Annotated in this window: 19 protein-coding genes; 10 read left to right on the top strand and 9 right to left on the bottom strand. The window is 60.7% G+C overall.

Annotation, left to right across the window (positions count from 1 at the left end):
* Positions 1-139: 139 nt before the first annotated feature.
* Both CAURIM_RS03420 and CAURIM_RS03415 read right to left on the bottom strand, forming a co-directional pair.
* Positions 140-1,507 (bottom strand): phosphomannomutase/phosphoglucomutase, encoded by a 1,368-nt coding sequence (locus CAURIM_RS03420; protein WP_201828598.1) that lies wholly within the window; start codon positions 1,505-1,507, stop codon positions 140-142.
* Between the two features lie 86 nt (positions 1,508-1,593).
* Positions 1,594-2,037, bottom strand: a complete 444-nt coding sequence (locus CAURIM_RS03415; protein WP_083308507.1) for a DUF3499 domain-containing protein — start codon at positions 2,035-2,037, stop codon at positions 1,594-1,596.
* A 93-nt stretch (positions 2,038-2,130) separates the two neighbouring features.
* Between CAURIM_RS03415 and CAURIM_RS03410 the strand changes: the two genes are divergently transcribed.
* Positions 2,131-2,601 carry a metallopeptidase family protein gene (locus tag CAURIM_RS03410; protein ID WP_070644146.1) on the top strand — a complete coding sequence of 157 codons (471 nt, stop codon included), beginning with the start codon at positions 2,131-2,133 and terminating at the stop codon, positions 2,599-2,601.
* Positions 2,602-2,684: 83 nt separating this feature from the next.
* On the opposite strand, the gene CAURIM_RS03405 is transcribed toward CAURIM_RS03410, so the two are convergent.
* From CAURIM_RS03405 to CAURIM_RS03395, 3 genes are all read right to left on the bottom strand, one after another.
* Entirely contained in the window at positions 2,685-2,933 is a 249-nt protein-coding gene (locus tag CAURIM_RS03405; protein ID WP_005528147.1) for a WhiB family transcriptional regulator, read from the bottom strand.
* A 534-nt stretch (positions 2,934-3,467) separates the two neighbouring features.
* On the bottom strand, positions 3,468-4,562 hold the full coding sequence (gene manB / locus CAURIM_RS03400) for a mannose-1-phosphate guanylyltransferase (RefSeq protein WP_070446197.1): 1,095 nt from the start codon (positions 4,560-4,562) through the stop codon (positions 3,468-3,470).
* Between the two features lie 56 nt (positions 4,563-4,618).
* Positions 4,619-5,494 (bottom strand): glycosyltransferase family 2 protein, encoded by an 876-nt coding sequence (locus CAURIM_RS03395; protein WP_236659313.1) that lies wholly within the window; start codon positions 5,492-5,494, stop codon positions 4,619-4,621.
* A gap of 89 nt (positions 5,495-5,583) precedes the next feature.
* Here CAURIM_RS03395 and CAURIM_RS03390 point away from each other — a divergent pair, with 89 nt between their 5' ends.
* From CAURIM_RS03390 to CAURIM_RS03380, 3 genes are all read left to right on the top strand, one after another.
* Complete coding sequence (locus tag CAURIM_RS03390) at positions 5,584-7,236, top strand: LCP family protein (RefSeq protein WP_201828599.1); 1,653 nt, start codon at positions 5,584-5,586, stop codon at positions 7,234-7,236.
* A gap of 91 nt (positions 7,237-7,327) precedes the next feature.
* A complete protein-coding gene (locus CAURIM_RS03385) occupies positions 7,328-8,032 on the top strand; it encodes a TIGR03089 family protein (protein WP_201828600.1) in 705 nt (234 codons plus the stop codon).
* 24 nt (positions 8,033-8,056) lie between these two features.
* A complete protein-coding gene (locus CAURIM_RS03380; RefSeq protein WP_201828601.1) occupies positions 8,057-8,779 on the top strand; it encodes a sulfite exporter TauE/SafE family protein in 723 nt (240 codons plus the stop codon).
* A 101-nt stretch (positions 8,780-8,880) separates the two neighbouring features.
* On the opposite strand, the gene CAURIM_RS03375 is transcribed toward CAURIM_RS03380, so the two are convergent.
* Positions 8,881-9,831, bottom strand: a complete 951-nt coding sequence (locus CAURIM_RS03375) for a type IV toxin-antitoxin system AbiEi family antitoxin domain-containing protein (RefSeq protein WP_070644155.1) — start codon at positions 9,829-9,831, stop codon at positions 8,881-8,883.
* Between the two features lie 181 nt (positions 9,832-10,012).
* Complete coding sequence (locus CAURIM_RS03370) at positions 10,013-10,894, bottom strand: LysR family transcriptional regulator (protein WP_236659314.1); 882 nt, start codon at positions 10,892-10,894, stop codon at positions 10,013-10,015.
* Between the two features lie 129 nt (positions 10,895-11,023).
* Here CAURIM_RS03370 and CAURIM_RS03365 point away from each other — a divergent pair, with 129 nt between their 5' ends.
* The 6 genes from CAURIM_RS03365 to CAURIM_RS03340 all read left to right on the top strand — a co-directional run bounded on the left by CAURIM_RS03365 (position 11,024) and on the right by CAURIM_RS03340 (position 19,023).
* Positions 11,024-12,670 (top strand): thiamine pyrophosphate-dependent enzyme, encoded by a 1,647-nt coding sequence (locus CAURIM_RS03365; protein ID WP_201828603.1) that lies wholly within the window; start codon positions 11,024-11,026, stop codon positions 12,668-12,670.
* A 12-nt stretch (positions 12,671-12,682) separates the two neighbouring features.
* Entirely contained in the window at positions 12,683-14,020 is a 1,338-nt protein-coding gene (locus CAURIM_RS03360; protein ID WP_201828604.1) for an aromatic amino acid transport family protein, read from the top strand.
* A gap of 13 nt (positions 14,021-14,033) precedes the next feature.
* Positions 14,034-15,074 carry a histidinol-phosphate transaminase gene (locus CAURIM_RS03355; RefSeq protein ID WP_144656017.1) on the top strand — a complete coding sequence of 347 codons (1,041 nt, stop codon included), beginning with the start codon at positions 14,034-14,036 and terminating at the stop codon, positions 15,072-15,074.
* Positions 15,075-15,222: 148 nt separating this feature from the next.
* Positions 15,223-16,599, top strand: coding sequence for an NAD-dependent succinate-semialdehyde dehydrogenase (locus tag CAURIM_RS03350; RefSeq protein WP_070730632.1), 1,377 nt, complete (start codon positions 15,223-15,225; stop codon positions 16,597-16,599).
* 9 nt (positions 16,600-16,608) lie between these two features.
* Positions 16,609-17,382 (top strand): nuclear transport factor 2 family protein, encoded by a 774-nt coding sequence (locus tag CAURIM_RS03345; RefSeq protein ID WP_070719601.1) that lies wholly within the window; start codon positions 16,609-16,611, stop codon positions 17,380-17,382.
* Between the two features lie 327 nt (positions 17,383-17,709).
* The gene (locus CAURIM_RS03340; RefSeq protein WP_201828605.1) at positions 17,710-19,023 is read left to right on the top strand and encodes an ISL3 family transposase; all 1,314 of its coding nucleotides are present in this window, start codon (positions 17,710-17,712) and stop codon (positions 19,021-19,023) included.
* Positions 19,024-19,049: 26 nt separating this feature from the next.
* On the opposite strand, the gene CAURIM_RS03335 is transcribed toward CAURIM_RS03340, so the two are convergent.
* Together CAURIM_RS03335 and gabT are read right to left on the bottom strand one after the other, a co-directional pair.
* Entirely contained in the window at positions 19,050-20,279 is a 1,230-nt protein-coding gene (locus CAURIM_RS03335) for an aromatic amino acid transport family protein (protein WP_070719600.1), read from the bottom strand.
* A 71-nt stretch (positions 20,280-20,350) separates the two neighbouring features.
* Positions 20,351-21,679 (bottom strand): 4-aminobutyrate--2-oxoglutarate transaminase, encoded by a 1,329-nt coding sequence (gene gabT / locus CAURIM_RS03330; protein ID WP_201828606.1) that lies wholly within the window; start codon positions 21,677-21,679, stop codon positions 20,351-20,353.
* Between the last annotated feature and the right edge of the window lie 82 nt (positions 21,680-21,761).

Here is a 21,761-nt window from a genome sequence, read left to right as displayed (position 1 = left end):
GCCGGCTCGTCCCAATTAAAACTGCCCTATCTGACGACGTTATCGCTCCCGCCGCAATGAACGCGGGGAAAATCGTCAGATAGGGCAGTTTTCGTCTCAAGGCTCGAGGCCTTCGTGTGAAGGCACGTGCCTTCACACGCTAGGCGCGGATGATGCCGAGGACCTCGTCGACGATGGCCTGCACCTCGTCTTCAGTCTTAGCCTCAACGTTGAGGCGCAGCAGCGGCTCGGTGTTGGAGGCGCGGACGTTGAACCAGGCGGCAGTGCCCTTGAGCTGTACGGTCACGCCATCGAGCTCGTCGACGGACTCAATCTTGTCCGCCAGCTCATCCAGCACGCGCTGGGTCGTTGCCTTCTGATCCTCCACGGTGGAGTTAATCTCTCCCGAGGCTTCGTAGCGCGAATACTGGGCCATCAGCTCGCTCAGCGGCTTGTCCTGCTCACCCAGGGCTGCCAGCACGTGCATGGCCGCGAGCATGCCGGAGTCCGCATTCCAGAATTCCTGGAAGTAGTAGTGAGCGGAGTGCTCACCACCAAAGACCGCCTTCTCCTTGGCCATCTGGGCCTTAATGAAGGAGTGGCCCACGCGGGTGCGCACGGCCTTGCCGCCCTTCTCCGCGATGAGCTCCGGAACCGTCTTCGACGTAATCAGGTTGTGGATGACTGTGGAGCCTGGGAACTTGTCCAAGTAGCGCTCCGCCACCAGTGCACAAATAGCAGACGGCGGCACCGGCTGGCCCTTCTCATCCACCACGAAGCAGCGATCCGCATCGCCATCAAAAGCCAGGCCGATATCCGCCTTCTGCTCAACGGTGAACTTCTGCAGGTCCACCAGGTTCTTCGGATCTAGCGGGTTCGCCTCGTGGTTGGGGAAGGTGCCGTCCAGCTCGAAGTAGAGGTCACGCACGTCGAAAGGCAGCCCCTCAAAGACCGCCGGGACGGTGTGTCCACCCATGCCGTTCGCGGCGTCGACAGCCACGACCAGTGGGCGGGAGTTCTCCAGCGGCACCAAGCCGCGAAGGAATGCCGCATAATCCGGAAGAACCTCACGCTCAGTGACGGTGCCCGGCTCGCCGTCGAAGGCCGGAGTGCCATCGATCAGCATGTCCTTGATCTGCTCCAGACCTGTCTCCTGGCCCACCGGAACAGCACCCGCTCGGCACAGCTTGATGCCGTTGTACTTCGCCGGGTTGTGGGAGGCGGTAAACATAGCGCCCGCGCAGTTCAGGTGGCCGGCGGCAAAGTACAGCTCATCGGTAGACGTCAGACCGAGCTGGATAACATCAAGGCCCTGCGCAGCAGCGCCCTCCGCGAAAGCAGCGGCCAGCTGCGGGGAGGAAGGACGCATGTCATGGCCCACCGCCACGGTGCTCTCCCCTTCCCCGCGGAGAATCGCGGCAAAGGCCGCACCAGTATCACGCACGAGGTTCTCATCGATGTCCTCGCCCACGACACCACGGACGTCATAGGCCTTGATCACTGCATTGAGCTGTTCACGAGTTCGCATAGCCCACAAGCATACCCCCGTCGGACGCGAGCTACCGCGTCCGACGGACCAGTCAGTGTCCGACGGGCTAGAAAGCGCCCGAATGGCTACTCTGCGTCCGGCACCACAGTCAGGTGAGCGCGGCGGCGCTGGCGGGCATCGTACACTCGGCGGGTGCGGAACACAGGGTGGTTGGAGTTACGCGGATCGGCGCCGTCGAAGGTGGCGGAATAGTCAATCGGATCGGCACCGGAACCAGCAGTGGAATCATCCACCAAGCCTGTGGTCACGCGCCCGGCCTCGCGGACGGCTTCCGCGAGCGCGGTGAGGTCATCATCCTCATCGAGTTCGATGCGGTCAACGCGCACCATCTCCCAACCTTGCGGGGCGGTGATGCGGGCGCTGTGCTTTTCGCACAGGTCCCAGGCGTGGGGATCGGTTTCTTCAGACAGTGGGCCCACGACGGCGGTTTGCTGCGCGTAGGCATAGGTCAACGTCGCCACGGCGGGACGGCCGCAGCCGGGGCGGGAGCAATGGCGAGAGCTATTCACGGGCCCAAGTCTAAACCCTAACTTGAGATTTAGATAGTCCAGCGCGGCGCGTCTCGCCGCAAGCCCTGTTCCGGGCGGCTTAAACTAAGCCGCATGAGCACGCCCCGCCCGCATATTCGCCCGGCCCGCCACCGCCATGGCCGCGGTGCACGCGGGCCCCTGCTCCCCCACAACACACCGCGCTACCGCAGCAGCGCCGAGCGCTTCGACATGGCCGTGCTGGAGGCCTACGCACCCATCCACAATGCTTTCGCGGAACAGCTCACCGGGCTCGATCTCGCGGTCGATACCGTGCCCCGAATGCGCCTATCCGTGGATATGACCGTGATGCCGGATGAAATCATCGCCGATGGCCCGGTTCCGCTCGGACGCATTGTCCCCGCGGGTGTCGATTCCGATGGGCAGCCCACACGCGCACGGTTGGTCATCTTCCGCATGCCCGTGGAGGAGCGCGTGCATTCTGCCCAGGAGCGCGAAGAACTACTGTCCACAGTGCTCACCGCGCTGGTGGCACATTATCTCAATGTCGATCCAGGAGATATTGATCCGCGCTTTACCTGGTAAAACCACTGCTCCCCCTTACTGTTGAACTCTAAGCCCAACAACAAAGGGGAAGTAAGGTTGTTCGCTCGCGGTTGCGCTACGCTCTAACCAATTTCACGCTTGAGGCGGCGACGCTCACGGTCTGACAGTCCACCCCAGATTCCGAAGCGCTCATCATGCTCCAGGGCATACTCGAGGCATTCATCACGCACCGCACAGGCCTGGCAGATGCGCTTAGCCTCGCGGGTAGATCCTCCCTTTTCGGGAAAGAATGCTTCCGGGTCCGTTTGGGCGCACAGCGCCTGGTCTTGCCACTCCTGCTCGACGGCACCAAAGAGTTCATCGAGCGACATCTCTGCAGCAGCACCGCCACGGAGAATAGCGCCGTTATTCGTTGTATTGTCCACGCTGCTTCCTTTCTCCGAGGTCGTTTCTCTCTTAATTCGGTGGCACCGACCCTACACCGAAAAGATTTCTCGGTGCCGCGCCCGCCGTGCCGTTTATTACACTGATGTCATTTCACACCGAATCACTAAATATCGTCAACCTGTCGCGGAAGATTTTTGCGCAGCTCCAGCGAAAACGCTGTACAGAGTCCCCAACTTTCACATCAGTCACAGATCTCCTAGTCGGGGGGTAATCGTCGGGGGTACTACATGTAGTACCCTTTCCCTATCCTGTGAACAATTCCAAGGTTTCTTCGGCGTGTCGCCACCCAGTCCGGCAAAACACATGGATCTCATTCGCACCACGAAAACCACGAGTCACGGCCACGTGTATCGCTTAGCCTTCGGCGCCGTTACTCATACACAAGAAAAGGAAAGCGCCGAGAGACACCCCCTGCTCTCCGCGCTTTCCTATCGCTTTATTCCACTGCGCGGCAGCACCTAGGCGTCGGAACTAAAACGCACGCCCGCGTCCGGAATGCTCACACCTGGGAAGACGCGCATGCCGCCCTGCAGTTCGCAGCGCGCGCCAATAGTGGCGCCTTCACCGATAACGCAGCCATCGATATGCGCGTTCGCACCAATGTGAGCACCCGAGGCAATGATGGAGTTGTTGATGATGGCGCCCGGCTCAATGGTCACGCCATCAAAGACCACCGTGCCATCCAAACGTGAACCCGCCCCAATGACGGAACCGCGGCCCACCGCCGTACCAGACAGAAGGAGCACGCCACCGGCAATACCCGCGGACTCATCCACCACGGACTCACCCGTGCGGCCCACCAACAACGGCGAATGCGCAATACCGCGCACCAGATCAGAGGAACCGCGGACGAAATCATCCGGACGGCCCATATCGCGCCAGTAGGAGTTGTCCACATGTCCGACCACAAGGCGGCCCGACTCCAACAGCTGCGGGAAGGTTTCGCGCTCCACGGAGACCACGCGGCCTGCCGGGATAGTCTCGATAACATCCTTCTTGAACACGTAGCAGCCAGCATTAATCTGGTTCGTCGGCGGATCCTCAGTCTTCTCCAAAAAGGCCGTCACCCGGCCCTCAGAATCCGTCGGAACACAACCAAAAGCGCGAGGATCAGCAACGTTGAGCAGGTGCATCGTCACATCCGCATCCTTGGAGTGATGCGTATCGAGGATGCCGTTCAGATCCATTCCGGACAAAACGTCACCGTTGAACACCATGACCGTATCCTGGCGCAACTTGTCATAGACATTGCGGATACCGCCACCAGTCCCCAGAGCGGTCTCTTCCACCACGTACTCAATCTCCAAGCCCAGCTCGGAGCCGTCCCCGAAGTACTCCTCAAAGACCTCCGCCTTATAGGAAGTAGAAAGCACCACGTGCTCGATTCCTGCTTCCTTGATACGAGCAAGCAAGTGCTGAAGGAATGGGTAGTTGGCCGTGGGCAACATCGGCTTCGGCGTGCCAATCGTCAGCGGGCGCAGACGGGTGCCGCGACCTCCCACCAGAATGACGGCATCGGCCGTCGATCCCCACTGGGGCGCTGATTCAGTCATATCGTTCCTTAATCTCTTTTCAGATAAGCCACCGTTAGTGTATAAGCGCCCCAGCCCTAGGAGCCGTCGCGGCACGCGCTTAAAACCAGCCCGCGCACCCGCAACCCCAGCCACAAAGCCGCGCGCAGTGGCGCTTGGTACCAGTACGGGTGCCTATCCGCTTGGAAGCGATAGGCGGAGTCATGGTGGGCACGCAGCATCGCGCCGCGATGGGCCTGCGTCGAATGGCCCTTGGCGTGGGTAATCACCGCCGTGGGGCAGAAGATATTGCGCCAGCCGGCGCGGACATAGCGGTCACCTAAGTCCACGTCCTCCAAATACATGAAGTAACGCTCATCAAAGCCGCCAATCTGCTCAAAAGCCTCCCAGCGCACCAACAGGCAGGAGCCGGATAGCCAGCCGGCTGGGCGCTCGCTGTCCATGTCGGCATCATCGCGGTAGGCGCGCGACCACGGATTGGAAGGCCAGATTGTGCCAAAGAGCGCATGGCCAACACCCGTCAGCAACGTCGGCACCGCGCGAGCAGAGGGATAGTTGCTACCATCCGGCTCCACGATGCGCGGCCCCACCGCCGCGGCATCTGGGTGGCGGCGCGCACACGCGATCAGCTCATCCAGAGAACCTTCGCTAAACGTCACGTCCGGGTTAGCAATGAGAAAGAACTCTTCATCGACGCCCTTCGCCCGAGCGAAACGCGCGCCGGCATTCATTCCGGCGCCATAACCGAGGTTTCCCCCGGTATCGAGGAATTCCACGTCCGCGTGCTCCCGCGCGGCAGCTTCCGGCACCCCATCGGTCGAGCCGTTATCGGCGAGGATGGTGAGGGTTGGGCGGGACGTCGCCAAGCGCAGCGAGGACAAGAAATCGCTGAGGTAACGGCCAGGAGAAAAGGTCACGGTGACCACGGCCAGGGGTTTCTGTATATTCTTCACGATAAATTTGAGCGTACCCAACGCCAGCGCGCGCACGCGCCCGCGACACTGCTTCACGTTTTTGCAGCGAGCTCACCTAAACTAGTCCCGTGACTTCCCCGAACTCCCCGCGCGCCGCCCGCCATATCCAGGCCGCGCCCTCGCAGTCCGCGCCCACCACCCAACGAGGATCGACGCCGGTGAAGGCCGTCGTCGCGTTCCTGTCTGCTGTCGTCCTGGTGCTCTCCGGCGTGGGCTACTTCACCGTGGGAAAACTGGGAAATGATATTTCCTCCGCCTCCAACCTGGCGCTGGGTAACCAGGGTGGTTTCAAGGACAGCAGTCTCGATGGCGCGGTCGATATCTTGCTCGTGGGCAAGGACTCCCGCACCGATGCCAAGGGGAATCCGCTTTCCGAACAGGAGCTGGCAGATCTGCATGCCGGCGTGGACGAAGGTGAGGAAAACACGGACACCATCATGGTGATCCGTATTCCCAACGATGGCTCGCGCGCCACGGCAGTATCCATTCCGCGCGATACCTATGTCCACGACGAAGACTTCGGAAACACGAAGATCAACGCAGTCTTTGCGCAACACAAGGTAGCCAAGATGGAGGAGCTGCAGCAGGACAACACGGAGGCTGAAGCAGCGGGCAAAAAGGCACCTCATACGGACAAGGAGATTGAGAAGGAAAGCACGGAGGCCGGCCGTTCTGGCCTCATTTCGATGGTGCACCAACTCACTGATGTCAGCGTTGATCACTACGCTGAGGTGGGGTTGCTAGGCTTCGTGCTGCTTACCGACGCCGTCGGGGGCGTCGACGTCTGCCTCAACGACGCCGTCGATGATCCGATGTCGGGCGCCAAGTTCCCGGCCGGGCGCCAAACCTTGCAGGGATCCGAGGGCCTCTCCTTCGTGCGCCAGCGCTATGATCTCCCGCGCGGTGACCTTGACCGCATCGTGCGCCAGCAGGCCTACATGGCATCGCTGACCTCGAAGGTGCTGGACTCGGGCACGCTGACCTCCCCTGGCAAACTCAACAAGATTGCCGATGCCGTGGAGCGCTCCGTGGTCATCGATGACGGTTGGGACATCATGGGCTTCGTCACCCAGCTGGCCGGGCTGGCCGGCGGCAACGTGACCTTTACGACGATCCCGGTGACCTCAATTACCGGCGTGGGTGACTATGGCGAATCGGTGGTGACCATCGATACCGCAGAGGTCCACCGCTTCATGGAAGATTTGGCTAAGTCCCAAGAAAAAGCCGAGGAAGAAGAAAAGTCTGAGGATGCCGCCTCGGACGAGGGCGGCGACAACGGCGAGAAGCCCGTGGCTGAAAACCTCAACCTGCACGTCCTGAACGCCGGCAACGTCGACGGAATGGCCGGCGGAATCGGCGCGTGGCTGAAGAACGTGGGCTACACCGTGGAGCGCACGGCCAATGCGCAGTCGGGCCTGTATACCGAGTCCCAGATTGTGGCCGCGGATGCTAACGATGAGCGCGCCCGGGCCCTGGCTGAGCAGCTCGGCGGACTGCCGGTCACGGCCAACGAAGAGCTCGAGCCGGATACCTTCATCGTGGTGGCTACTGATGATTACTCCGGCCCGAAGGATGACTCCGCGCAGGAAGAAGAGGCTGCTGCGGAGCCCAGCCAGGGTGGCGACACTCAGCAAGTTGGTACCCCGGGCGATGATTTCGGTACCGCGGAGGTCTCGCCTGAGATCGACGCTGGCGGCGACGGCCCGCGCTGCGTGAACTAGTCTGCTGCGAGGTGAACTCGCAGCAGACTCAAGGGCCTAGTCACCGGTCGTTCGTGGCGGGCTGAGCGCCTGCCACCTACGATGGGCGGACATGGAACTCCTACAGCATCTCCTGTCCGCCGATGCCTCTGCTCCCCGGCTCAGTGTTTATAACGAAACTGACGGCACCCGCATGGACTTCTCGGCGCAAACGCTGGAGAACTGGACCTCCAAGATTGCCAACATGCTGTTAGAAGAGCTCGACCTTGAACCCGGCGCCGATTCCCGCATACTCATCGACCTTCCGGTGTCGTGGCAGGCCGCGGTCATTGCGCTTGGGGCACTAGCCGCGGGCATCCCCTTTGACATGACGGATGGTGCGGCTGCTGCAGAGCCAACTCCCGACGATATCGCCGTGGTTTTCACCTCCCCGGAGACCTTTCTCAAGGCTGCGGCGGGCGCCGACTCTGTGTCAGCCCCACTGGTCGATACCGTGCTAGTCACGCAGGATCCTTTTGGCCGCGGCGTTGTCGAAAGCGGCGGCGAGCTGCCGCTCGGTACCATCGACTTTGGCCCCACCGTGCGCTTCTATGGTGATCACTTCTATGGCACCACGACCCCACTGCCGGAGCTTTTCCCCACGGATTTGGGCGCTGAGCGCGTGCTTTCACAGGGCTGGACGGACACCACTTCCTTCCAGCGTGCAGTGCTCGAACCGCTGGCCGCAGGCGGCTCCGCCGTCATTGTGGCGGGCCTGTGCTCAGCCGACCGTTTGGAGGACATCGCGGCGAACGAGAAGGTCACCGTCCGCGCTTAAAGCTTGCCGTGAGATAGTAGAGCAATGTTCAGCTGGCTCTACATCTTCATCGGCCTGCTCATCCTCGTGGGCACAATCTGCCAGGGAACCATCGGATTCGGCTTGGGCACCATCGCCACCCCAATCTTGGCGCTGATTAAGCCGGAGCTCGTTCCCACGCTTATCCTCCTGCTGGCTTTTGTCATTTCCACCACGACAATGCTCAAGTCGCGCTCGGCGGTGTCCTGGGACATCGTGGCCGTCTCCTCCATCGCGCGCATCCCCGGCTCGCTGCTCGGCGCGTGGGCGATTGCCTCCCTCTCCCACCGCGGGCTGTCCATTTTCATCGGTTGCGCCGTCATCTTTGCCATGACCTTGTCCAGCCTCGGCTGGTCTCCCAAGCGCACCACCGCCAACATTGCGGTGGCAGGCGTTGCCTCCGGGTTCCTGGGAACATCCACCTCCATCGGCGGCCCGCCCATGGCGCTGGTACTCAAGGGCTATGACCCAGCCCGCATACGCGGCACCCTGTCGGGTACCTTCATCATCGGCTGCACCATCTCGCTGGCGATCTTGGGCTTAAGCGGGCAAATCACCAGCCTGCAGCTCACCGCTGCCGCGGCTTACCTGCCGGTAGCCATCGTGGGCCTCATCGCCGCCAGCTACCTCAACCGTTTCATCAACGCCAAGGTGCTCAACCGCATCGTCCTCGTCGTGGCTATCAGCGCGGCCCTGGCGCTCATCGTTGAGGGGCTGGTTGCTGCCTAGCGTCAGCCGTATGCTGCCGGGCACAACTGCCAGGAACATGCCCCACACTGCCCGTCCTGCCAAAGTTTTCGCCTCTGACTCAAGATCTGGCAATAACTTCGTCACCTAGGGCAGTCGGGTGGCTCCGGGAAGTCGGGCGGTTCTGGATAGTCGGGTGGTTCCGGCGGCACAGGCGGCACATACCCCAAGTGCTCGCTGTATTCCCACGGTTTCGGCTTGGGCGGCAACACTCCCTCGTGCCAGAAACCGATGAACTTGAAGTAACGCTTCTCAAAGTCCGGATTCCTGGCATTAGCTATCTGGTCAATGACATAGTCCAGATGATGCGCCACGCAATGACCTGTATAGCGCAGCGTTAGCCACCCAATCAGTGCGCCCTCGTTGTTCTTCCAATGGTCCCGCAACCATGACTCTTGCTGGGAATGGAATTTCATCCCGTTGATTTCTACCGCAACTTTGAGCTCTGGGAGCACGATGTCCCAGGTGTAGTGGCCGATAACAACGTTGCACTCGACCTTGAGCCCACGCCTTTTCAGCCCCTTGGCTACTTTCACCTCCGCACCAGAATCCGTGAACAACGCGGCCTGCTCTAGCATTCGTTGGCTTGCAACAGGGGTGACATTGAGTGCTTCGCGGTGACTATCCAGTCGGGCGCGTCCGGCCTTCGAGGAGTAGATGGACTCAAACACGCGAATCCCCAGTTCAGGACTAACAGATTTCATGGCGACAAGAGGATTAAGGACCCGGATCCCAGACGAGGTAACGAAACTCTCGACGCTCACCCGCGAGTGCACATAAAAGGTTGATGTCGGCATTCTCTCCACACTGGCGAGCCGCAGTGGAAAAGTCACGGTCTCGCCAAGAAGCACCTGGGCAGCCGTTGTTCCTGTCGCCTTAAGGAATGGCCTGTGCTCCTGTAATAGCTTTAATAGTTCTAATGGCTCGGGCCTGCCCCAGACATAAAGCCCCTTGGCAAGTCGCGTAATCTCTCCTCGGCGCACGCGAGTTGCAAGCGCACCTTTAGATAGGCCGCACACAATGCCATGTTTCATGTCATTCCCCCCGGAAAGTTAGGCTCCAAGGTAACACGGCACGCCGCTGTGTGCTGCGCAACCGCCCTACTCGCCAAAGTTATTGTCTCCGCCTCAAGATCTGGCCAGATCTTTGGCAACTGGGGCAGTTTTGTCGACTGCGAAACTAGGCGCGCGAAGCGCCCAGCGCCAAGAAAACGCCCTAGCGAAGCGACCCCTCAATAAAACTGCGGAACCGTTGGGCAATCTGCGCAATCTCTTCCCCCGCATAGTGTCCCGGGGACCAGGCCGCGACCAGCGGTACCCCTGCCAGAGCGCGCTCACCATCGACCACGTCGAAGCCCACCAGCCGCGCCGGCTGCAGCTCCGTCATTAAAGCTACAGCTCGCCCGGCACGCGCCAAGGCGCATAGCGTCGCCGTATCATCGCACTCCACGTGCGAGCCTAAGGCGTAGCCAGCCGTGCCCACGAAGGAATCCACCACCCCGCGAGACACACTTCGCCGCGAGGGCAGCGCCACATTTTCCTGCAGCAAGCGCTCGACCTCCACGCTTGTCGAACCCGCACACTCCAGCGCCAGCGGGTGCGTCGGCGGCACCCAGGCACGCACCGGAATCGTGCCCAGCGCCAGGGAGGCCACGTCATTGCCCGGCGGAATGGTGGCAATCACCACGTCGGCGGCGCCTTCCAGTGCGTCGAAAACGTCATAGTGCGTGACCGGGGTCGTGGTGAGCAGAGGGATAGTTGAGCCAGCTGCTTCAATAAAAGGGGCAAGTAGCGTCGAAATCGTCGTCGGCGTAGCCGCCACACGCAACGCCGGGACACTGCCCGCCCGAAGTGCCTCCACCGCCTGCCCGGCGCGCGCGGATTCCGCGAGGAGGCGGCGGCAGGTCGGGATCAGCGCGTGTGCTGCATCGCTCAGTGTTAGTGAGGATCCAGCCCTCATGAAAAGCTCCAGGTCCAGTTCCTTTTCAAAGCGCCTAAGCTGCCGGCTTAACGCCGGCTGAGTTATTCCAAGGCGTTCCGCAGCAGCAGTCACCGTGCCGGAATCCACAATCGCAAGGAAATATTTGGCCTTCACCATGTCCATTTCCCTACTTTTACCACCAACCATGCCCTGAGGGTATGCCTTTCCAACTTTCTAGACATTAGACAACATGACATCACCAAAGAATAATGAGACCACCAACACAACTACTTCAAGGAGGTTTCCATGTCACACGTCGGCGCCGCCATTGCCGAATCACTCGCCGCGCACAACGTCGCTCGCGCATTCCTTGTTCCCGGCGAAAGCTTCCTTCCCGTGTTGGACGGACTCTACGATTCCCCCGTGAAGGCCATCGTCACCCGCCACGAAGGCGGTGCCACCTACATGGCTGAAGCCCACGGCAAAGCCACCGGCCAGCCGGGCGTCGCCTTGGTCACCCGCGGCCCCGGGGCGGCCAACGCCTACGTGGGTATCCACACCGCCTGGCAGGATGCCACCCCGCTCGTCCTCTTCGTGGGCCTCATTCCCACCGCCGACCGCGACCGCGAGTCCTTCCAGGAATTCGACCCTAAGGCCTGGTTCGGCACCCAGGCCAAGCAGGTCTTTGTCCTCGACTATCCATCGCGCGCCTCCCGCGTTGTGGCCGAGGCATTCTTCCAAGCCCAGCAGGGTCGCCCCGGTCCCGTCATCGTGGGCCTGCCGGAGGATGTTCTCCACCAGGAGTTCACCGGCAGCATCCACCCACCCATCCCGGTATCGGAGGGCGCGCTTTCCGACGATCACCTGGACCTCCTCTCCCGCGAGCTGAGCCACGCAGAGCGTCCACTCATTTTTGCCGGCGGTCCGCGCTGGACCCCGGAGGCCGCAGAGAAGATCACTCGCTTCGCCGAAGAGCACCGCATCCCGATCATTCAAGACTTCCGCGCCGCTGACCGCGTGCCTTTCGACTCCCCCGCCAACGCCGGCTGGCTCGGATATGGCCGTGATCCGCACGCGGCGCAGCTACTCGAGGACGCCTCCCTGGTCATCGAGGTAGGAGCTGTGCTGGGTGACGTCCCCACCGACGGCTATACCTTGCGCCAGTCTCCGCAGGCACGCAACATCGCCATCAATCCCGATACCAGCCTGCGTGGCCACTCGGTGGCGCTGCTAGAACACATCGTGGCAAGCCCCGTGGCCTTTGCCAACACCCTGGACCGATTGAGCGTCGAGGGCACGGACAAGCGCGGTGAGTGGTTTGATAACGCGCACGCGAACCACCTCGACTTCGCCACCCTGCCCGAGCCAGCGAACTACCGCCCCGGACAAGACGGCACCGCCCACATGGAGGCCATCCTCGCAGCACTCCACGAGCAGCTGCCGCAGGATCCCATCTACACCTTCGGCGCCGGCAACCACTGCATCTGGGCCCAGCAGTTCCTGCGCTCGCAGGTCTACCCCTCCCAGTTCAGCGTGCGCAACGGGTCGATGGGCTACTCCATCCCGGCCGCGGTAGCCACCAAATTGCAGTTCCCGGAGCGCACCGTCGTCACCATTGCTGGCGACGGCGAATACCTCATGAACGGCCAAGAGCTAGCCACCGCGCTGCAGTACGGCGCGCCCTTCCTCATCATCGTCATGTCCAATGGCGAGTTCGGAACCATCCGCGATCACCAGAAGAAGCACTTCCCCGACCGCGTCTCCGGCACGCAGCTTATAAACCCGGATTTCGCGGCCGTCGCCCGCGGCTTCGGCGCGCATGGCGAGCTCGTCACCGATGACTCGCAGGCACAAGAGGCGGTAGCCCGGGCCTTGCGTGCCATCACCGAGGACGGCGTACCGGCGCTCATCAACGTCATCACCGACCAGGACCACTCCCTGCCCATCGAATAGAGGAGGCTCACCATGAGCTCTGCCAATACTCCACCAACACCATCCACGCCGCCCACCACTGAGCTGAAGGAAGGCGAGCACATTGTGGGCGAGGGGGACGCTGCCAAGCAGCGCCCCGCCGCCTCCACCGCATCGTGGATCATTACGCTCTTCGGCACCGCGGTGGGTGCGGGCATCCTCTTCCTTCCGCTCAATGCGGGCGGTTTCGGTTTCTGGCCGCTCGTCTTCGCTACGGTCTTCATCCTTCCGCTGGTGTATTTTTCACACCGCACCTATGCACGCATCGTTGCGGGCGCACCCAAGGAGGACCATGGCAAGGACATCCTCGAGCTGGTTTCGCAGTACCTGGGCAAAGGCCAAGGAATTGGCTTCGCGGTGCTGTACTGGATCACGGTCTTTTCCACCGTCCTGATCTACGGTGTCTCCATTACCAACGCGGTGGATAGTTTCATCGTCAACCAGCTTGGCGGGCCCTCCATCGACCGCTGGCTACTCGCCACCATCTGCGTCGGAATCATGACCGGCGGTTTCGCCATCGGCCGCAAACCCATGATTTGGCTGGCCCAAGTGCTGGTCTACCCGCTGATTATCGCCCTGGCTATCACCTCCGTCTACCTCATTCCGCGCTGGGACCTGCACAGCTTCATCCATTTCGACGATGGTGCCGATGGCTGGGGCCAGATGCTCAAGGGCATCTTCCTCATCCTTCCGGTGCTGGTCTTCTCCTTCTCCCACATGGCGGCGCTTTCGCAGTTTGCCATCGACATGCAGCCGCAGTACGGCGAGAAGACCGAGAAGCGCGTCTCCCGCACGGAGTTCTACACCGCCATCCTGCTCGTCGTCTTCACCATGTTCTTCGTGTGGTCCTGCGTCCTCGCACTTGGCGCCGACGGCATGAATGAGGCACTCGAGCAAAATATTCCGGTGCTCTCCTACTTCGCTAACGTCACGGGCACTCCGTTCATGGCCTACATGGCTCCCATCGTGGTCATCTGCGCCATCGTCTCCTCTTACTTTGGCCACATGCTCGGCACCGAAGAAGGCACGGAATACCTGCTGAAGAACGCCGCGCCGAAGCTGGCGGAAAAGGTCTCGCACCGCACGCTGCTCAACATCATCTATGTCATCGCCTTCGTGTGCACCACGCTCGTGGCGATCTTCAACCCTTCCATTATTTCGATGATTTCCGTGGTCTCCGGCGTCTTCGTGGCATTCATCGTTTACCTGGTTCCGGTGTACATGTTCAAGAAGTTGGACGTATACAAGCAATTCCGCAATGACCCGTGGAACTACTTCGTCTTCGGCATGGGCCTGCTGATTATGGCCGTGACCATCTGGGATCTGATTTAGAAAGGACGTGATTATGCTTCGTAGTGATCTCTCAAGCTTCCCCGAGTACAAGGTGGGCAAGGATTTCCCCAATGCCCTGAAACTTTCCTCCAACGAGGTCCCCTTCCCTCCCGCCGAGGACATCATTGCCGCGGTTGCCGACGCCGCCCGCACCACCAACCGCTACCAACAGCCCGGCAGCTTGGAGCTCACCAATGCCTTGTGCAATTACTTAGATGTTCCGGCGGATAATATCTTCGTCTCTGCGGGTTCCACGCCCATCCTGCAGGCCACCATCTTGGCCTCCTGCCACACCGGCGATGAGGTCATCGTGCCCTGGCGCAGCTTCGAGGCCTATCCCCTGTACGTGCGCATGGCCGGAGCGGAACCAATTCTGGTCCCGCTCACGAAGGATTACCGCGTCGATCTGGAGGCAGTGCTCGATGCACTGACAGACAAGACCAAGCTCATCATCCTGTGCAATCCCAATAACCCGACGGGCACCGTCATCACGCGCGGTGAATTCCGCACTTTCATGGAACGGGTGCCCCAAGACGTCGTCGTACTGCTCGATGAGGCCTATTGGGAGTACAACGACGCCTCCGATACCCCGGATTCGGTGGAGGAATACCAGCGCTATCCCAACCTGCTCGGCGTGCGCACCTTCTCCAAGGCGTGGGGTTTGGCTGGCATGCGCGTGGGCTACGCGGTGGCGGGCGAAGAAATCATCAATGCGCTGCGGCTACTCTCCCTACCGCTGACGGTGACCGCCATGGCAGAAACTGCCGCGGTGGAGGTGCTCAAACGCCACGACGAGCTTGACGACGCCGTCGAGATCACCAAAGCACAACGCGACCGCGTCTGCGCGGAACTGGGAGCCGAGAAGTCCTACGGTAACTTCGTCTGGCTGCCGCGCCCAGATGCCGAAGAGGTGGAAACGAAGATGCTTGATGAAGGCGTGGTCATCCGCCGCTACCTCGATGAGGGCGTGCGCGTGTCCATTACAGACGAAGCCGAGACCACCCAGTTCTTGGAGGCCTGGCGCCGCGCAGGGATTCAGCCTTGGCGGGGCTAGGTGGCCTCCTTTCACCCCCTCAGCCCAAGTACCCCATAAGCCCATACTGAGATATATGGCATAAAACGCAAACACCTTGCAATAAATCACATTCAGCCCCATAATGGGGCGCAACCCATACACACTTCAATCATTGGAGGATGAAGCAATGTCCGGATTTCGCGTAGAAAACCCCGCTACCGGTGAGGTTCTCGAGACTTTTGACCACGCCACTGACCAGGAGGTCCTGGCCGCTGTCGACTCCGCGCACGAGGCATTCCTCAGCTGGCGCGAGACCCCGATCGAGGAGCGCGCCAAGGTAGTCACGCGCGTTGCCGAGCTCTTCGAAGAGCGCAAGGATGAGCTCGCAGAGATCATCGCTACCGAAATGGGCAAGCCGGTCTCCGAGGGCCTTGAGGAGGCTGAGTTCAGCGGCGCCATCTTTGGCTACTATGCCGACAACGGCCCGAAGTTCGCCGCCGACGAGGAAATCCCCGTCGAAATGGACGGCAAGGGCTACATTCAGCGCCTTCCCATCGGTGTTCTGCTTGGCATCATGCCGTGGAACTTCCCCTACTACCAGGTTGCGCGCTTCGCTGCCCCGAACCTGATGCTGGGCAACACCATCGTCTTGAAGCACGCCACCATCTGCCCACGCTCCGCGCTTGCCATCCAGAAGATCATGGATGACGCCGGCGTACCCAAGGGCGTCTACACCAACATCTTCGCTACCCACGATCAGGCAGAGAAGATCATCGAGCACAAGGAGCTGCGCGGTGTGTCCCTCACCGGGTCCGAGCGCGCTGGTGCTGCGGTGGGCTCTCTGGCTGCGAAGAACCTCAAGAAGGCGGTACTCGAGCTCGGTGGCTCCGACCCGTACGTCATCCTCGACACCGATGACGTCAAGCAGGCAGCCAAGGATGCGTGGGAGACCCGCATGTACAACACCGGCCAGGCATGCAACTCCAACAAGCGCCTGATCGTGATGGAGGATATCTACGACGAGTTCGTCGCAGAGCTGGTCGAGCTCGCAAAGGCCATGAAGCCGGGTACCCCGCAGGAGGCTTCCGAGACCGTCTACACCCCATTGTCTTCGCGCAGCGCGGCAGAAAACCTCAAGGATCAGATCGACCGCACTGTGGCGGCCGGCGCCACCCTGCACGTCGGCGGCGAGCTCGTGGATGAGAAGTCCTCCTACTTCAGCCCCGCCGTACTGACCGATGTTCCGGTTGGCTCTGATGTCTACTACGAAGAGCTCTTCGGCCCCGTGGCCACCGTGTTCAAGGTCAGCAGCGACGAAGAGGCCCTCGAGCTGGCCAACGACACCCAGTACGGCCTGGGCGGTTGCGTCTTCTCCAAGGACGTCGAGCGCGCCGAGAAGATTGCCCAGCGCCTAGAGGTCGGCATGTCCAACGTCAACACCTACGCGGCCGAGGGCGCCGAGGTCCCCTTCGGTGGTGTGAAGAACTCCGGTTACGGTCGCGAGCTGGGCCCCTACGGCATGGATGAATTCGTCAACAAGCGCACTTACTTCGTGGCCAACTAAGGAGATTCCATGACGTCACTAGGAAACTTTGTCCTCGAGGTTCACACTGCGCTTTTCGATGGCCACGAGACCTCCGTCCTGGACAAGCACTTCGCCGACAACTTCGTGGAGCACTCTCCCCTCATCGCTGATGATGCAGAAGGGCTCAAGAAGTTTGTCGCGGATCTGGGAGAGGGCCTGAAGTACACCAACGCCCGGGTGATTGCCGATGAAGCCAACGGCCTCGTCGCTTTGCATGGCCGCTTCGACGGCATCGAGGATGAGCCCTTCGTCGGTTTCGATATCTACCGCGTCGAGGGCGACAAGATTGTCGAGCACTGGGACAACCTCGTTCCCCTAGCAGAACCGAACGCAAGCGGCCGCACGCAGCTCGATGGCGCTACCGAGATCGGAGATGAGAGCCTCACCGAGCAGAACCGAGAGTTCGTCATCGAGTTCTTCACCCGCTCGCTCATCGGCGCTGATTACTCCGGCTTCATCGACAACACCCGCGATGATCAGTTTGCCCAGCACTCCCCTGATATCGCCGATGGTGCCCAGAACTGCGTCGATTTCCTCACCAAGCTGAAGGAAGACGGCGAGGGGCTGGAGTATGAGCGCATCCACCGCACGGTTGCACAAGGACAGTTCGTTCTAACCCATTCCGAAGGCAGCATCGCTGGTGCGCGCCATTCCTATTGCGAGCTGTGGCGCGTCGAGGACGGCAAGCTCGTTGAGATGTGGGATGCCATCTCTGAGGTCCCCTCCGATGACGAGGCACTTCATGACCACGGCATCTTCTAGGCCATAGCCTAGGCCGCACGCCGAAAGGCTGGGCCGCTCCAAATTCCTGGAGCTGCCCAGCCTTTCCGTCTTTTCGGCACGATCTGCAACTAGGTCTGAGCCACAACTGCCCGATCTGCCAAAGTTGTCGCCCCAGCCTCAAGATCTGGCCAGAACTTTGGCAAGTAGGCGGGTGTCGCGTCTAAAAGCGGCTCTTCCGGTTTCGGGGTGCGTAGCGGGGTGAGGTAGAAAACGACGGGTTCAGCGGGTCACCACAACATGTAGGGGTCCCTGGTGTGAAGATGAAAGTTCCTACACAACCATCTAAACCCACCAGGGACCCGTACTGTGAAGCCTACTGGAAACCTCGTCGCCGACACTATCTGCCGTACCGCGGAAATCGGACTTGCCATCACCGGTGCCGCTGATACCGGAGCGTTGACCATCATTGAGGCCACGCCAGTAGCCGTTATCGGCGTGTGCCCGGACTGCGGACAGCCAGGAAAGCTGCGCGACCACACCACCCGTCGACTCGTTGATCTTCCTGTCGTTGGATTCCCCACTAGGCTGCACGTAACAGTCCCCAGATTCTTATGCACAGCCGTCTCATGTAAGAGAAAGATCTTCCAAGAATCTTTAACCTGCGCGGATGACGGCGCCAAACTCACTTATCGGGTCACCCGCTGGATCTTGCAGCGCCTTGCTATTGACCGGATGAGTGTGTCAGCTACCGCCAAAGCACTCGGTGTGGGCTGGGACCTGGTCAACCAGGTCGCACTGGATGCCTGTCGCCAGCTTGTCTACGGCGACCCCTGCCACCTAGACGGGGTTCGCGTCCTCGGAGTCGATGAACATGTATGGAAACACACCAGAAAACCAGGTCAGGCATCAAACCTGGTGACCATACTTGTTGACCTCACCCCGCTGGTGGACGGGCGTGGGCCTGCTCGTTTGTTAGACATGCGACCGGGCAGATCCGCCCACGTGCTCAGCGGGTGGCTTAAAGAGCGCGACCCCAGCTTCCGGGAGCAGATACAGGTGGTGACCATGGATGGGTTCACCGGTTATGCCACCGCAGTTGAAGAGCAACTACCACAGGCGAATAAAGTCATGGACCCTTTCCATGTGGTGCATCTGGCAGCCGACAAGCTCACCAGTTGCCGACAAAGACTCCAACGTGAGACAACCGGGCGCCGCGGACGCAAAGATGACCCGCTGTACAAGCACCGGCGCACCCTGTTGACCAGGACGAACTATCTCACCGAGCGGCAAAAGCAACGCTTAGAAATGCTGTGGGCCACCGATGACGACTACGTGGCCCTAGAAGTAACGTGGCTGCTCTACCAAGACGTGATCGCAGCGTACGCGCATCCGAAGAAATCGGAAGGCAGAAAGCTCATGGAACGCATCATCCACACCCTGCGTAAAGGACTACCAAAAGGCTTAGAAGAGCTCGCCCAACTGGGACGCACCCTGTGGCGTCGACGCAAAGATGTGCTCGCCTACTTTGATATCGGCGCATCCAACGGTCCCGTTGAGGCAATCAACGGCAGACTCGAACACCTACGCGGCATCGCCCTGGGATTCAAAAACCTCAACCACTACATCTTGCGATGCCTCATCCACTCCGGACAACTACAGGACAAAATCAACGCACTCTAAAACCGGAAGGGCCCTAAAAGCCGGTGCTACGCCCAGCCTGCCGGCACCAGCCCAAAGATGGAAATGATCGAGTAGATGAAGGCCAAGACGTAGACCACGATGATGGTGCCCTGGATTACCGGGTGTGCGAGTCCGCCCACGTTCCAGCCTGGGTCGCGGTCGCCCTTCTTTCGGGAAGCGTGCAACAGCATCACCGGAATGACGGACATGATGGCGCCCGCGAAACCACCAGCATAGGACAACGCCGCAACGAAGCCGCCGAGACCAGCAATGGAAATCACCAATGGCGGAACAACCGTCAGTGCTACTGCCACGATGCGCTGTCCCTTCACGCCTTCCCAGTGGAAGATGTCCAAAACGTTGCGCATGGTGGTAAAACCAATCGCCAGGAACGAGGTCAACATAGCCGCCAGGGCAAAGATATTGGCCATGTAGTAGGCCACCGGGCCAAGGGCCTCGCCCCACGCGATGGTTACTACTTCGGTGACCTCCATGCCGAGCAGACCCAGGGCAGCAAAAGGAACCAACGCCAGGGTAAAGCCCGTGATGACCATGCCCATAACGATTGCCCGCGCGGTCTGCTGCGGCTTAGCCGGGTCCATGCCTTGCACCAGCTCCGGAACCACGTACTGCGCCAAGAAAGAAAACACCGCCAGGTTCAGAATCGGGACGATGAAGAAGGGGTGAAGAACCAAAAGGTTCTCAATCTTGATTCCCGGGCCTAGGATCGTCCATCCGCACAGGACAGCGATGATGATGGCCATGCCTGCGGTGATGGCTCCTTCAGTCTTACCCGTGGTGTGCAGCCCGCGGTACATCACCCAGGAACCGAACCCAAAGAAGATCAGCGTGCCGAGGAGCGGCGACAACCCGAAAATATTGTTGATCAGGTCGCCCGAACCAGCGGCATAAGCAATGAGCGCGCCGATGCCGTTGACGATGATGGCCACGAAAACCAACCACCGGCCCCATTGCCCCAGGTAATGTTCCGCCAATCCGGAAACCTGTAGCGGCGCCTTGGTGCGCATGGCAGACTCCGCCACGTACAGCATGGAAATGGTCGTGAGCGTACCGGCCACGAGCAAGGCGATAACGAGTGCGAGGAATCCTCCGTTGCGAGCGGCATAAGGAATGGAAAGGACTCCAGCACCGATGTTGGTGCCGAAAATAAGGGCGATGCCCTGCACGAAGGACAGCGCGGGTTTGAATTCCGCCGTGGACTCATCCCTCTGCGGCACGGAAATGTTGTTGGACAAAGACTTCTCCGATAACTAAGGACTAATAAAACAGGAGCTCACCCGGAAAGATCCAGGTGAGCAACAAGGAACTACTTGTATTCGTTGAACTGCTTCACGACGACCTGCAGCGCTTCACGCCACAGATCTTCCGGAATAGCCAGGGAAGGCAGGAAGCGGATGACGTTGTGGTCGAGGCCGCAGGTCAGCAGCAGGACGCCCTCGGCCTTGGCGGCGTCGGCAATCTTGTGCACCAGCTCGGAGTCCGGCTCACCCTCAGCGGTGACGAATTCGAGGGCGAGCATCGCGCCGCGGCCGCGGAATTCGGCCACGCGCTCATCGCCCAGGATGGGCTCCAGCTCCTCACGGGCAACCTTCTCTAGGTTCTGAGCACGCGCACCGAAGTCCTTCTCTTCGAATTCCTTGAAGGTTGCCAGCGCAGCAGCACAGGCCACCGGGTTGCCGGTGTAGGTGCCGCCCAGGCCACCTGGCTGCGTGGCATCCATAATTTCTGCACGGCCAGTTACCGCAGACAGCGGCATGCCGGAGGCAATACCCTTCGCAATGGTCACCATGTCCGGAACAATGCCCTCATGGTCGGAGGCGAACCAGGTACCGGTGCGCATCATGCCTGCCTGGATCTCGTCGACGATGAAGACCACATCGTTCTCGTTGCACCATTTCTGGATTGCTGCGAGGTAGCCCTCGGCTGGGACGACGAAGCCGCCCTCGCCCTGAATCGGCTCAGCAACAACGCAGGCCAGGTTGGCTGCACCAACTTCCTGCTCAATCATGGTGATGGTCCTCTGGGCTGCCTCGGCGCCGCTCAGGCCGTCGCGCAGTGGGTAGGACATCGGGGCGCGGTAGATCTCCGGTGCGAAGGGGCCGAAGCCGTTCTTGTAGGGAGACTGCTTGGCGGTCATCGCCATGGTCAGGTTGGTGCGTCCGTGGAAGGCACGGTCCATGACCACGACACCGCGCTTGCCGGTGTAGTTACGGGCAATCTTCACGGCATTCTCCACGGCCTCCGCACCGGAGTTGAACAGCGCGGTCTTCTTCGGGTGATCGCCCGGGGTGACCTCGTTGAGCTTTTCTGCCACGGCCACGTAGGACTCGTACGGGGAAATGGTGAAGGAGGTGTGGGTGAAGTGTGCAACAGCATCCTGCACCGCGGCCACGACGGCCGGGTTCGAGGCACCAGCGGAGGTCACGGCGATGCCGGAAGCGAGATCGATGAAGCGGTTGCCGTCGGCGTCGGCAAGAATGCCGCCATCCGCATCCACCACGTAGCCCGGAAGCGAGGGCGCCATGCCCGCGGGGAGGGCATTCTTGCGACGTTCATCCAAGGCGGCACTCTTCGGGCCCGGGACCTGCTGGCCCAGGTGGCGGGACTGCTCAATGTGGTACTGAAGTTCCTGCATGGTCTTCCTTTTGTGTTCGGATGAATAGGATGCCACTTAGTGTGGCCCCTACCACCCTGACGCCACTATGGACAGGGTGTAT

The sequence above is a fragment of the Corynebacterium aurimucosum genome, from assembly GCF_030408555.1.
In the GTDB taxonomy this organism is placed as follows: Bacteria; Actinomycetota; Actinomycetes; order Mycobacteriales; family Mycobacteriaceae; genus Corynebacterium; species Corynebacterium aurimucosum.
This window is presented reverse-complemented; position numbering and strand designations above follow the sequence as displayed.

Coding starts and splice junctions, on each gene's coding strand:
- CAURIM_RS03375 (WP_070644155.1), bottom strand. CDS start 9,831: ATGAAACATGGCATTGTGTGCGGCCTATCTAAAGGTGCGCTTGCAACT.
- CAURIM_RS03355 (WP_144656017.1), top strand. CDS start 14,034: ATGCTTCGTAGTGATCTCTCAAGCTTCCCCGAGTACAAGGTGGGCAAG.
- CAURIM_RS03370 (WP_236659314.1), bottom strand. CDS start 10,894: ATGGTGAAGGCCAAATATTTCCTTGCGATTGTGGATTCCGGCACGGTG.
- CAURIM_RS03420 (WP_201828598.1), bottom strand. CDS start 1,507: ATGCGAACTCGTGAACAGCTCAATGCAGTGATCAAGGCCTATGACGTC.
- CAURIM_RS03410 (WP_070644146.1), top strand. CDS start 2,131: ATGAGCACGCCCCGCCCGCATATTCGCCCGGCCCGCCACCGCCATGGC.
- CAURIM_RS03365 (WP_201828603.1), top strand. CDS start 11,024: ATGTCACACGTCGGCGCCGCCATTGCCGAATCACTCGCCGCGCACAAC.
- CAURIM_RS03385 (WP_201828600.1), top strand. CDS start 7,328: ATGGAACTCCTACAGCATCTCCTGTCCGCCGATGCCTCTGCTCCCCGG.
- CAURIM_RS03380 (WP_201828601.1), top strand. CDS start 8,057: ATGTTCAGCTGGCTCTACATCTTCATCGGCCTGCTCATCCTCGTGGGC.
- CAURIM_RS03405 (WP_005528147.1), bottom strand. CDS start 2,933: ATGTCGCTCGATGAACTCTTTGGTGCCGTCGAGCAGGAGTGGCAAGAC.
- gabT (WP_201828606.1), bottom strand. CDS start 21,679: ATGCAGGAACTTCAGTACCACATTGAGCAGTCCCGCCACCTGGGCCAG.
- CAURIM_RS03350 (WP_070730632.1), top strand. CDS start 15,223: ATGTCCGGATTTCGCGTAGAAAACCCCGCTACCGGTGAGGTTCTCGAG.
- CAURIM_RS03345 (WP_070719601.1), top strand. CDS start 16,609: ATGACGTCACTAGGAAACTTTGTCCTCGAGGTTCACACTGCGCTTTTC.
- CAURIM_RS03360 (WP_201828604.1), top strand. CDS start 12,683: ATGAGCTCTGCCAATACTCCACCAACACCATCCACGCCGCCCACCACT.
- manB (WP_070446197.1), bottom strand. CDS start 4,562: ATGACTGAATCAGCGCCCCAGTGGGGATCGACGGCCGATGCCGTCATT.